9 protein-coding genes and 1 pseudogene are annotated in these 12,645 nt (G+C 65.2%); 2 read left to right on the top strand and 8 right to left on the bottom strand.

Translation table 11 applies throughout. The features are described 5' to 3' along the window. Positions 1-29: 29 nt before the first annotated feature. Both NDY25_RS20175 and NDY25_RS20170 read right to left on the bottom strand, forming a co-directional pair. On the bottom strand, positions 30-1,754 hold the full coding sequence (locus tag NDY25_RS20175; protein ID WP_168957879.1) for an ATP-binding cassette domain-containing protein: 1,725 nt from the start codon (positions 1,752-1,754) through the stop codon (positions 30-32). Between the two features lie 84 nt (positions 1,755-1,838). Then, positions 1,839-2,900 (bottom strand): phosphoenolpyruvate carboxykinase (ATP), encoded by a 1,062-nt coding sequence (locus NDY25_RS20170; RefSeq protein WP_168957880.1) that lies wholly within the window; start codon positions 2,898-2,900, stop codon positions 1,839-1,841. Positions 2,901-3,054: 154 nt separating this feature from the next. On the opposite strand from NDY25_RS20170, the gene NDY25_RS20165 reads away from it, so the two are divergent. Continuing rightward, positions 3,055-4,608: a B12-binding domain-containing radical SAM protein gene (locus NDY25_RS20165; RefSeq protein ID WP_168957881.1), complete on the top strand. Its 1,554-nt coding sequence runs from the start codon at positions 3,055-3,057 to the stop codon at positions 4,606-4,608. Positions 4,609-4,665: 57 nt separating this feature from the next. Next, complete coding sequence (locus tag NDY25_RS20160) at positions 4,666-5,880, top strand: nucleotidyltransferase family protein (RefSeq protein ID WP_168957882.1); 1,215 nt, start codon at positions 4,666-4,668, stop codon at positions 5,878-5,880. 576 nt (positions 5,881-6,456) lie between these two features. Here NDY25_RS20160 and NDY25_RS20155 read toward each other — a convergent pair. The 6 genes and pseudogenes from NDY25_RS20155 to NDY25_RS20130 form a co-directional block, all read right to left on the bottom strand. Beyond that, positions 6,457-7,569, bottom strand: a complete 1,113-nt coding sequence (locus NDY25_RS20155) for a glycosyltransferase family 4 protein (RefSeq protein WP_168957883.1) — start codon at positions 7,567-7,569, stop codon at positions 6,457-6,459. Then, positions 7,566-8,696: a glycosyltransferase family 4 protein gene (locus NDY25_RS20150; protein ID WP_168957884.1), complete on the bottom strand. Its 1,131-nt coding sequence runs from the start codon at positions 8,694-8,696 to the stop codon at positions 7,566-7,568. The genes NDY25_RS20155 and NDY25_RS20150 overlap by 4 nt, the downstream gene beginning before the upstream one ends. A gap of 136 nt (positions 8,697-8,832) precedes the next feature. Further along, a complete protein-coding gene (locus NDY25_RS20145; RefSeq protein ID WP_256628017.1) occupies positions 8,833-9,564 on the bottom strand; it encodes a class I SAM-dependent methyltransferase in 732 nt (243 codons plus the stop codon). After that, a pseudogene (locus tag NDY25_RS20140) lies at positions 9,531-10,748 on the bottom strand (amidohydrolase family protein); the annotation flags it as partial. The pseudogene NDY25_RS20140 and the gene NDY25_RS20145, both read right to left, overlap by 34 nt. 12 nt (positions 10,749-10,760) lie before the next feature. After that, positions 10,761-11,603: a class I SAM-dependent methyltransferase gene (locus NDY25_RS20135; protein WP_023903715.1), complete on the bottom strand. Its 843-nt coding sequence runs from the start codon at positions 11,601-11,603 to the stop codon at positions 10,761-10,763. Between the two features lie 157 nt (positions 11,604-11,760). Then, positions 11,761-12,612: a Wzz/FepE/Etk N-terminal domain-containing protein gene (locus NDY25_RS20130; protein WP_168957887.1), complete on the bottom strand. Its 852-nt coding sequence runs from the start codon at positions 12,610-12,612 to the stop codon at positions 11,761-11,763. Between the last annotated feature and the right edge of the window lie 33 nt (positions 12,613-12,645).

The raw sequence follows: 12,645 nt of genomic DNA, 5'->3' as shown, positions 1-12,645 counted from the left end.
GGTGCCGACGCAATTGAACTGCGCAGCGATTATGCGCGCGAGCTTGCAACTGCATCGACTTTGACAGCCGCCTGCGCAGCAAGCACGACGCCGAGCGCAACCGTGCGATCTGCCACTGCGGCCAGGCTGGTGCGATGCGAGACCACCACCAACACGGTCTGCGGCAGACGCTGGCGTAGCGTGCACAACACCTGATGTTCGGCATCCGCGTCCAGCGCACTGGTGGCTTCGTCCAGCACCGCCAAGGTCGGTTGGCGCAACAGTACTTGCGCCAGCAACAAGCGCTGCGATTCGCCACCGGACAGGCGTCCCTCCGGGCCATTGATCGGCGTGTCCAGACCTTGCCCATCGCGCTGTAGGCGCGCGCTCAAACCGACATCGCCCAACACCTCCCACATGCGTGCATCCGCTGTGCCGGGCAGCGCCCAATCCAGGCAATCGCGCACGCTGCGCTGCCATGGCCGCACGCCCTGGCCAATGTAGGCGCTATGCCGAACCAATGCGCGATACGCGCCGAAATCCAGCCGGCGCCCGGCCATATGCGCGGTGAACTGTACGGGCGGTGTCTGCCCGGAAAGCACATCCATCAGACTGCTCTTGCCGATACCGGACGGCCCGACGACCAAGGTCATTTCGCCTGGCAGCAGAATCATCGGACCCAGATCGAGCCTGGGCAGCGGCGGCGCCAGGCCGATGTGTTCGATATGCAGCGCTGCCGGCAATGGCACTGCCGTCTCGGCCGATGCCTGCGCACGCGTGGTACCCAGTTCCACATAACGCCGCCACAATTGCAGCGCCGGCCAGGCCGAGCGCAGTTGCTGCACGCTTTGCCGCGTGGTGACCAGATACGGCAGCAAGCGCCCGAGCAGCAGGCTGACGGTGATCAGCGCGGCGCGGTCGGCGCCCTGCCAGAGATTGGCCAGCACCAGAATGCCGGCGATCGCGGCCACGGCAGTGAGTTCGAGCACCAAGCGGCTGCCCGCCACCAGCTCCTGCTGTTGTGCATAGCCCTGCCCCAGCCGCGTGGAAATGCGCTCGTAATGGCGGCTTTCGACGTCTTCGCGCTGGAACGAGCGCACATGCCGCAGGCGACGCGGGAAGTCTTCGCTCAACCAGAACAACTGCGTCATGTCGGCCACGTAGTCGCGGCTGATGCGTGCCTGCCTGTCGCTGCTGGAGATGCGCAAGCCCAACCAGGCCAGGGCGAGCAGCAACGGCATCGCCATCACTAGTGCGGGTGCGATCAGCACGGCAATGCAGATGCTCACCAGCGCCGTCATGCCGGCCACCAACAGTTGCAGCACCGCGCTGAACCCTTGTGTGGCGATTTCGATGTTATAGGTGAGTACGTTGGCGATTTCTGCCGAACTGGCGCCGGACAAGGCTGGCAACGGTGCGTCGATCAACGCGGCATGCACGCGACGGCGCAGCCCTATCGCATAGCGGCTGGTCAGCCGTGCGGCCAGCCGCGCGCTATGCCATCGCAGTGCGGCAAATACCAGGCTGACGCCGGCAAACAGCGCCGCCTGCATCGCCAGACCATCAGGCAACGCCAACCGATAGCCGGCCAACTGCACGCCATGGCCAGGCTGCACCAAGGGGACCAGGCAGACCGCCACGATGCTGCCTGCCAATGCAGCCGCCAGCGACAGGGCGACATAGAGCGCGATGGTTGGCAGGTCTGCAGGCACCAGCGTGCCGACGAACGTGCGCAAGCCGGCACACCTGCGATCGCGGGGGATGGAGGTCTGCATCTCAGTGATGCATGTCGTGCGAGAAGCGCTTCGGCACGCTGGCAGGCGTATGGATCACGCGACGACGCACCGGCATCTGCGCCCTCATCGCAACAACTGCAGCAGTGCATCCACCGATGCCTGCGGATGCGTGCCACGCCGCAGCGTGAACATGCCCACGCGCTGCACTTGTTCGACAAAGCGCTGCCACCCTGGTTGACCGGCGGCGTAAGGTTGATCGCGCGCCAGACACTCGGCAATCTGCTCGGCCGGCGTTGGCAGCAGACGCTGCACCGACGTGCTGGCAGGTGTGCCGGACAGCATCACCACTGCGCACAGCTGCAAGGGCGTGCGCGCAAGCCGTGCACGGCCATGGCGGATATCGATCTCGAACTTTTCCACGCCACTGCGACGACGGATGGTCGGCGATGCGCTGATCCACGCGCGAGTGTCTGCATCGACCAGACCAAGCGCGTCCGAGCGCAGATGCAGGAAGTTGGCAACGCCGGTGGTCAGCAGACTCTCCGGCGCAACGAACACGCCATCTTCGGCGATGAAGTCCAGCCCATGCAGCAAGCTGTGCAGCGCCAGCGTCGACTTGCCCGCACCGCTGGCGCCGAGCAGCAACACGCTGCGTCCGTGCCGGCCCACGCAGGCACCGTGCAACGGCACCAATCCCATTCCGCGTGCAGCAAGCAGGAACACGGCAAATTCGATCAGCTCATAGCGCACGTGATAGGCGTGGGCGAGCATGTCCTCGGAGACCACCAGCATGGCGCGGCGCTCGGGCACCGACAGCATCAGGTAATTGCAGGCATCCATGACGCCGCACAGCAAGCCAGCGCTTGCGTGCGTGCGCACCGGTGGCGGTTCTGCGCTCGATGGCGCCTGGCCACGCGACACCAGATCCAGCGTGACATGGAATTCCGGCGCAGCCGGCAGGCGATGCGCGGGCAAGCCTGCATAGGCGGCATCCACCAGCGCCAGCAACGCCTCGCTGTCGCTCTGGAAATGAAACAGTGCACCGAGAATCTGCCGGCGCACGACGAAGCGACGCGCACTGCGCTCGCCGAACGGGTCTGCAGGCGATAGCGCATTGCCGGGCGCCGCCAAGCGTGCGGTATCGCTCACTGGCAGGTGTTCCGCCAACGCGGCCGAGTGCGGCATGCCTTCCATCCATTGCATCGATCAGCCGGTGTGTGCCGATCCGTTGCTGAAAGGTTGCATCGCTGCCTGCGACGCACATGCATAACGCATGGCATAGCGCGCTTCTCAGCGGCGCAACCAAACGCATCTGCGTGCGCACCTACTGCCGAGCCGAATGCCGGTGTCTGCGCACGCCATTGCTGCGCGTACCTGGCGACAGAACGAGAGCCTTGTGCAGATGCTAAAGATCCAGGTCAGTCATTCGTATTTTCTGCGTTACGACCCGAAGCAATGGGAGCGCGGCAAGCCGTATCCACCGTTGGCAACACTGCAGGTCGCAGCCTTATTGCGCGAGCGTGGCCATACCTTGAGCCTGTTCGACGCGATGCTGGCCGAAGATGTGCAGGACTACACCGGCGCCTTGCACGCCGCGCAGCCGGACCTGGTGGTGTTCTACGAAGACAACTTCAACTTCCTCACCAAGATGTGCCTGAGCCGCATGCGCGAGGCTGCCTGCCAGATGATTGGGCAGGCGCGTGCGGCCGGTTGCCGCGTGCTGGTGGCCGGATCGGATGCTTCCGACAACCCGGATGTGTTTCTGGCCGCTGGCGCGCATGCGGTACTGATCGGCGAAGGCATCGCACCGCTGCTGGAACTGGTGGCGCGCGTCGAAGCCGATCCCACCATCGACACGGGTGCCTGGCTCGCCGGCGTTGCACGTATCGCCACCAGCCCCTCTGCTGAGGCAAACGTGCATCGCGGCGCACAACCGCCGGACGCACGCCTGAGCGGCCTGCCGGCGTGGGACCTGGTCGACATGCCGCGTTACCAACGTTTCTGGCAGCAACGGCACGGCTATTTCAGCTTGAACATGGCCGCCTCGCGCGGTTGCCCGTTCCGCTGCAACTGGTGCGCCAAACCGATCTGGGGCAACCACTACAAGCGCCGCGATGCCGAAGATGTGGCTGCCGAAATGATCCACCTCAAACGCAGTTTTCAGCCCGATCACATCTGGATGGCCGATGACATCTTCGGCTTCCATATCGATTGGGTGGAAACCTTTGCGCAGCGTTTGACCGATGCCGATGGCGCGATTCCGTTCACCATCCAGACCCGCGCCGATCTGGCCAGCGAGCGCATGGCCGCGGCACTGGCGCGCGCCGGCTGCGCAGAGGCCTGGCTGGGTGCGGAAAGCGGCAGCCAGCGCATCCTCGACAAGATGACCAAGGGAACCACGGTTGGCGAGGTGATCGCCGCACGCCAACGCCTGGGTGCGCGCAGCATTCGTGTGGGTTTCTTCATTCAACTCGGGTATCTGGGCGAGGAACTCGACGACATCCTGGCCACGCGCGCCCTGGTGACGCAGGCCAACCCAGACATCATCGGCGTCAGCGTGTCCTATCCCCTGCCCGGCACCAAGTTCTACGAAGAAGTGAAAAACCAGTTGGGCGGCAAGACCCATTGGCAGGACAGCGACGACCTGGCGATGATGTTCCGTGGCGCCTACGGCTCGGAGTTCTATCGCAGCGTGCGCGATCTGCTACATACGCAAGTGGATCTGCAACAGGCGCGCGCAACGATGAGTGCCGATGCGTTTGCGCAGGCATCCGAGCATCTGGAGGCGCGCTGGTCTGCCCTGAACGCATCAGAAAAACAGCATCGCACCGAACCGCTGGTCAGCGTTGCCACAGGTCAACCGCGGCAGCTGGCAACCGTGCTAGTCGGCTAGCGCGCAACGCCTCTCGGTCTCTTCGAACATCACCTCGACTTACCGGATCACCTTCGCATGCAGCCTTCCCTTCGCACCATCAAGCACGGCCTGCGCACGGCCACCGAACGGCTGGCGCAGGAATTGGCGCAGCCAGGCGAAGCAGCGCCGCAGTGGGATCGGTTGCAATGGCAGCTTGCAGCCGCAGCGGCGGCAGCGCATGGCGTATCACCGCTGCTGCAGCGTCGCTCGCTATGGCAGAACGCCGAATGGACGACGTTTCTGAGCGAGCAACGCCGCCATGTCGAAGATCGGCATCGGCGCATTGCCGTATTGCTGACGGGCATCGATGCTGCGGCGCGTGACGCAGGCATCGCACTGGTCGGTCTGAAGGGAACCGCACTGCATCGGCTTGGCGTGTACCTGCCGGGCGATCGGCCAATGGCCGATATCGATCTGCTGGTGCAACCGGAAGACGCACCAGCTGCAGCAGCACTGTTGTGCGAACTCGGTTACGTGGCCTCGTTCGAACAATGGAAGCATCAGGTCTTCAAGCCGATCCAAGGCGAAGCGGTCGCGGGACTGGGCGAGCATCGCGATGCGCCGATCAATATCGAGCTGCATACGCGCATCCAGGAACGCTTGCCGGTGCACAGCGTGGACATCACATCACGCATCCTGCCGGAGCGCCCGCAGCCGGGCTTGAATCCCTATCCGTCCATCGGTGCGTTGATGTGCCATCTGCTGCTGCATGCGGCCGGTGGCATCTGCCATCGCAGCATCCGGCTGATGCATCTGCACGATCTTGCGTTGCTGGCCACCCGCATGGGGCAGCGCGATTGGGAGCAATTGTGGGAAGAGACGAGCGTGTCGCCGTGGTGGGCATTGCCGCCGCTGCTGCTGCTGCAACGCTACTACCGCAGCGTGGTGCCGGCGGCGGTGATGGCGCGCCTGCAGGCCGTTTGCCCGCGGTTGTTGCGCATGCGTGCGGCCCGCCAGACCTTGACCACGGCCTCATGCTCCAACTTGTGGTTGCCGGCACTGCCCGGCATCGAATGGTCGCGGTCGCTGAGCGAAGCGCGGCAGTATCTGCACAACCGCGTTGCGCCGTCGGCCGAAAGCCGCAAGGAACGTGCGGACATGTTGCAGACACAGCTGTGGCTTCAAGGGCAACCATGGGTACGGCAGACCCAGGCACGCCGATTGATGACGCGGCTTACGCGACCAGTACCGCGCACCGATATGTTGTACGTGGTGCGTGCGGCGTTGGATGGGTATTTGCAGCCGGTTTGAAGGTAGGAGCGACTGACAAAACCACTTTACGTAGGTCTGCTGCAGGGCGGCTGATCTGCGGCTTGGCTGCAGAGCGGTTGATCTGTGGCCTGGTTGCAGGGCCCTTGCCCGCCCACCATCGCGGGACACGCCGCAAGTACGTCCATGTAGGCTCTTACGCGGCATCCATGCCGCGTAAGGTCCCGCGATGGTGGGCGGGCAAGGACCAGTCGAGATGGTCGGTGTGAATGTTTTCAAGCAACAGCAAACTGTCTGGTGCGGTGCCCTCACCGCTTGCGGGACCGTGGCATGGATTCCGCCACCGAGCCTCCACGGACGGATTCACGGCGTGTCCCGCGAGCGGTGAGGGCACTGCGCCCTCGACCGACTAGGCTTCTGACTCGACTCTCTGGTGCGGCGAGGTCACCGCGCGCTCGACCGACTAAGCATTTGACATGAGCTTCTGGCTGCATCCAACAGGATGCGGCCAACACCCCCTGCGCTCACCGCCAGGCGACCGCTCTCAACGTTTTGTTGGTTGATCTGAAAGTGGTTTGTGCAAGCCCGCAGTCTATTGCCTACTCCGTGCCCAGGTATTCAGTGCAGCGGGCGCTTCTCGCATAGTTGGCGGTAGAGCTTTTCGAACAGACGCGTGGTCGATGCCGCGTCTTCGCGTACCGCTCGGCACTGCGCCGCCCAGGCCAGACGCAAGCGCAGTTCGTCGTCGGCCACCACCTGACGGACGGCTTCTGCCAGCCCGGCCCAATCGCCCGGCGGCACTGCCAGTGCGCAGACCGGTGCCCACTCGACCAGATGCCCGACGGCCGTCCCCACTGTGGGAACACCTGCCACTGCAGCTTCCAGCAGCACCAACGGCCCGGCCTCGTGCAAGGACGACAGCACCAGCAGATCGGCCGATTGCATGATCGGGCGCAACTCGCGCTGGGTCTTGAAACCCAAGAAACGCACCTGCTCGCTCAGGCCCAGCTGCTGCACCAAGCGATGCATGGCGCCATCCAGGGTATCGACGCCAACCATGTCGAGGGTAAAGGCGACATCGGCGCGTTTGAGCGCCGCCATCGCCTGCAACAACGTGGTCTGGTCCTTGACCGGATTGAGGCTGGCCACGTGCAGCAAGCGTGCGATTCCACCAGTGCGCGCGCGTGGTGCGGCCGCTGGCCAGGCGCGCAGATCCACGCCCAAGGGCACCCGCTGCGCGTGGATGCCGAGTGCTTGCAGCGAATCGACGATGGGCGCGCTGGCAGCGGTGACGCAGTCGGCCAGGCGCAGGATCACCGCTTCGCGCAGACGCCCGCGCCACTTACGCCGGCCGCCGTAGCCGATGGCATGCAGTGCGACCAGCTCGCCACCGGCGATATGCACCATGCTTGGGCGACGCAGCAATTTTGCCGCCGCAACGGCGATCAAACTGCAGTAGCCGGAAAAGATCGCCTGGATGACATCGAACGGTGCGCGCCGATGTTCGTCACGAATAGCGGCGATCGCGCGTAGACGGGTACGCTGCGCGCCGATGTTGTGCACGGTGGCGCCGCGCAATGTCCAGGTGCCCGGCATCGGCTCCTGATGCAGCACGAAGACATGCACCTGATGATGGCGCGCCAGCCATTCGATCAGGGTCAGGAACACGGGAATCACGCGGACTTCGCCGCTGCGGTCCACACCGCCCGGTACCACCAAGGCCAGTTTCATGCTGTGCGTCCCGGCGCGGCGGCCAATAATTGGGTGTAGGCGTTCGCCCAGCGCTGCCCCACGGCGGCGAAAGACAGCCGTGCATCGAAATGCGCACGGATCTGTGTGCGATTGGGTCGCTGCCTGGAGACACGCAATAGCAGTTCCGCCAAGGCCGAGGCATCGCCCACGGGATACAACTCGCCCACCGCACCGGCATCGCTGAGCGCGCGGAAAGCAGGGATATCGGTCAATAGCGGCAAGCTGCCGCAGGCATACGCTTCCACTGCGGCATAACCGCAACTTTCCGCATGGCTGGCCGAGACGAACAGGTCGCAGGCACGCAACAGGGTCTCCACGCGTGCATGCGGCACCTTGCCCAGTAGCTGCACACAGCGCGCCAGCTGCGGATCGTCGCGCAGGCGCTGCTGTATCTGCTCCATCAACGGCGCCTGGTCAAATACGCACCACAGCCGCAGCCCGGGCAACACGCGCGCCGCCAACGCGACGGCATCGAGTACGCATAACGGATCCTTGGCCGCACTCAGATGGCCGACCCACAACACGCATGGGTCGCCATGCAGACGCGTGTGCTCGCGTGCCTGCAAGCGATCGCCCGGCAAGAAGCGGCTGCTCGATTCGGGAATCTCGAATAGCTGCGTGCTGGATCGAAACAAGCGCGCACACAGAAATGGTTGTGCCAGTTCCAGCGAGGTGAACGCAATACCGGCAGCCGCCGCATAACGCGCACGCCACACAATCCGGCGCCACCAGCGTGGCGGGCGATTGGCATGGTCCTGCAACAGGATGGGACTCTGCGGCAGCAGGCGCGCAAGCCGCCGCGCATCGCCGGCAAATTCCAGCCCGTGCACGTGGATCACGTCTGCGTCGATCTGGCGCAGCATCGCGGCGAGAATGTGCGCACGCTGCTTGCTACCACGCGCGGCCAGCTCGACGAAGCTGTAGTCCACGCCCTGGCGTGTGAGTCGAGTGTTCAGTGCCGAGGCCTGGATCACTGTCACCCGCACCCCTGCGCTGGCCACCGCCTCGGCGATGTCGGCCAGCGATGGCCATTGCGCGAAGACCTGTTCGACGCTCAGGCCGTCGGGCGTTGGCAGCAGATTGAGTTGCGCCACATGCAGGGTCATGGCACAGACATCGACTGGCATGCACGTTCTGCAACGCCGATGACGCGCGCTTGCGCGCAACGCAAGCGGCTCGGGTCGTAGCACGTGCAGGCCGTGCATGCGTTGCCATTTGGAATCGCCATGAACACCACAACACTCACGCGATGCGCCGCAGACGCATCACCAAGGCAACCGGCACCTGCAACGCCGCCTGGTCGAAACGTGCACCGGGCGGAATATCGGCCGGGTCCAGCATCGGTTCGGCCACCGCTTCGATCGCCAGGCCCAGCGATGCGCATGCCGTATGCCAATGGCTGTAGAGATGTTGCGTGTGCCGCACTGCGTACTGCCGGCCGGCGGCCTTGAAATCGCGTCGCCAGCCCAGTGCATGGCCGATCGGATGCACATCGCTGCACAGCACGATCCCGCCCACGCGGGTGACGCGATGCAGTTCTTCCAGCGCAGGCCACAGCTGCTGCAGATGCCCGACCACCAGACCGCAGACGCTGAGGTCGGCAAGTGCGTCGGGCAAGGGCAATTTATCGAGACTGCCTTGTTGCAGACTCACGCGTGCCGCTGGCCAGTCGCGGGCGAGCTCGGTGGCGGCGCGTTGCAGCATCTGCGGCGACAGATCCACTCCGGTGACATGCAGCGCGCCACGCTGTAATGCATGCAGCATGTAGCGACCACTGCCGCAGCCGGCATCCAGCACATGTTGGCCCTGCAGGGCGCCGGGCATCAGCGCGAGCATGGCGCGTTCTTCGGCCAGCATCACCGGGTTATGCGCATGCGGCGGATACGCCTGCGCCCACAACGCATACGCCGCTGCCGGCTCAAGTGTCGGCGCAGCGCTCGTGACACAGCACCGTTGGCTGCCATCGCGATGGATGGCTTGTGCGCTGCGTGCGGCACACGCTGCAGGCCGGGTTCGAGTGCCAGCACTGCCGGGTCGGCCAGCCTGGCATCGAGCAGTTTGGGGCGACCGTCCAGCAACACCGGCACGGTCTGGATGCCGGCCGCCTCGAACCAGTTGGCGAAATCCGGGTCGGCGATGCGCGGGGCGCCATCGCGTATCACTGCGCGCAGTTCACTGCGTTGGCAGCCGATGACGCTGGTGGCAGGATCGCCACCGCGATCGCGCACGATCAGCAGATCTGCGGCTGCGCCTGGGGCGATGCACCCGCGCGCTTGCATGCGCAGGATGCGCGCAGATTGCTGGGTGACCATGCCGAGCAATAGATCCGGTGCGAGCCTGCTGTCGGCGGCGATGCGCAGTTCTTCCAGCAGATCGCGCGCACCGCTGATGCGCGAATCGTTGCCCAATGCCAGCCGCCCGGCCATGCACAAGCGCCACGGATCGAGCGTACGGCCCAGCAGCGCGAGATTGCTCGAAGGACACCACACCACCGCCGCGCCGCGTGCGATCACCCGGTCGATATCGCATTCGCCCATGCCCACGCCGTGGATCAGCACGCTATTGGAGGCCAGGCAGCCGAGCCGATCCAGTTCGTCGAGTTCGGCACCCGCCACTGCGTCGGTGCCTTCGGCCAGGTGGATCATCCACGGATGTTCGGGCGAAGTGGCGGCAAAGCTGCCCTGCACCGGCGGGCCATAGCCGGTCCAGCCCAGCGCATAGCTCCAACCGAACTCGCGCAGCAGACCGACCGGGAAATTCGCCTCGTCCAAGGTGGCGTGCCAAGGGTCGTGCTGCGCCACGCAGGTGACGCCGGCCAGCAGATTCTTCAAACCGCCGTGGCGCAAGCGCACCGCCTTGGGCACGCGCAACGCAGCCGCCACATCGGGATGCTGAAAATGTGCCTGAAACGCCTCGATCCATGCGTAGCTGTTGGCGAACGGTGCGCCTTGCGGCAGTGGCGGCACACAATTGACCTGCAGATGATCGTGCGCGTTGATCAAGCCCGGCGCCAGCACGTGGCCCTGCAAATCCAGCCGCAGGCTGCCGGTGCCGAGCGTGCCGCCGAAGCGGCCCGCGCGCATCGTCACTGCGGCGCGCGAAGGACCGGCCAGGGTGATCGCGCGTGCGCCCTGCAGACAGACATCGGCCATGGACATCGGCGTCTCCACTCAGCGCTTGCGCATCACGATCAGGAAGTGGTCGCCCATGTCGCGCAGCAGCGGCAGCCCGCCCAAGCGGTCGTCGCACTGGCCCAGGCGCTCAGACAGACGCGGATGCCGTTCGCAAAAATCCACCAGATACGGCGGCGGCAGGAACAGGCTCAAGGCGCGATAGCTGTCCAGCACGAAGTGCTTGTTGAAGGCGCGGTAGAACTCGCGCGGCAGGTGGTACCAGGTCCAGATGGTGTGGCCGTTCATGCCTACCGCGGTGACCCCGCGCGCGGCACGCACCGCTGCGCGCTTGAAGCGCCCGCGCAGCGTGTAATGACCGATTTCCCACGGGCAAATGCGCCCGATCACCGAAAACACCAGGCAGCCATCGGCGCGCAGCAGACGTGCGCACTCGGCAGCCACTGCCGGCAGGTCGGGAGCGCAATTGAGCGGGCCGAAGTTGGAGTACATGCCATCGAAGGTGCCGTCCAGCTGATCGAGCTGCTGGATGCCGACGTGGGCGGCGGTCAACCGTGCTTCAAGACCTTGCGTGGCAGCGCGATGGCGGGTGCGTTCGACCATCGCCGGCGACCAGTCGGTGGCCAGCACGCTGTAACCGCGGCGTGCGAACTCGCCGGCATCCAGACCGGTGCCGCAGCCCAGATCCACCAGCCGCGACCCCACCGGCAGCTCGGCCGCAACCGTGTCCCACAGCGTGGTGCGCATGCGCTGGATCAGCGCATTGTTGCCGCGCGGGCCATCGTAGTCGGGGGCCACGCTATCGAACGCGCGTTGCGTCTCAAGCAAGCGCTCCGGGGCCACCGTGCCGCCACGCGCCGCATGCTCATTGACCACCGACATGCGCAGCCTCCCACACCAGACCAGTTGTTCTCACGACACCCTCCAGACGCGACACCGCCACCGCGGCATCGCTTGATTGACCCGTGAGTGCCACGCGCAGCGGCTTTGGTTGCAGCCTGGTGAGCGATGTCCCACCTACAACGCGTTGACGTTTACCTCAGGCGACGGAATGCCCGGCCGCACCCCTGCGACGCCGCCATGCATTGCGTAACACCGCTGCCAGCACGCCCAAGCCGGCGCCAGCTAGCAAACCGGCGGCCCAAGCGGTGATCGCATTCGGAAATGCCTGGCGATCGGGCACATACAACGGCCACGCCAACGAGGTCTGATACGTGTAGCGGGTGGTAAGGCGGGCGATGAGATCGTCGCGCTCGGCTTTCAACGCGCGGATAGTGGTGTTGCTGTCGGTCAGCAATACACCGGCAACCACCTGCGCCGGCGTAGCCGCAGCACCGCCCTGCCCGGCCTGCACTTGCTGTTGCAGTTGCGCCCTGTTGACGAGCGCCGCGCGCAGGTCTTCATTCAACCCTTGCAGGCGCGTGCGTGCGAGCTCAAGCGCCACCGCATTGGTCTGGCCGTGCAGCGTCTGCAGCTCGGTCACGGTGGCCATCGCAAGGCGGCGGGCCTGCGCGGACGATTCGGCACGAATGGTCACGCCGATCAGATTCGCGTACGGGTCCGGATCGGGCTTGAGACTGCCGCGATACAACTGCGCAGCGCGGCTGTTGAGCGGCAGGCCAGCCTTGCGCAGCACCGCATCCTGAAACAGCCGCGTCTTCATGCGATCGATCACGCGCTGAAACGGCTCGACCTTGGGATCGCGCCCGGCCGGTGTGGGGCCGATTTCGCCGACCTGGATCCAGGCGGTGGCCTCCCACTGCGGTTTGGCCAACCGGGTGAAGGCGAACGTCAGGCCAAGCACCACCACCAGCGCGGCCAGCGCCCAGCGCCATTCGCGGCGCAGGATGCGCCACAGGTCGATCAGATAGATATCGTCGTGTTGATTCATGGTGCACCGGCTCTGGAACGTGGTGAAAACGAA

The sequence above is a fragment of the Xanthomonas hortorum pv. pelargonii genome (assembly GCF_024499015.1).
Taxonomy (GTDB): Bacteria; Pseudomonadota; Gammaproteobacteria; order Xanthomonadales; family Xanthomonadaceae; genus Xanthomonas; species Xanthomonas hortorum_B.
The sequence above is the reverse complement of the archived record's forward strand: the minus strand, read 5'-3'. Positions and strand labels throughout refer to the sequence as shown.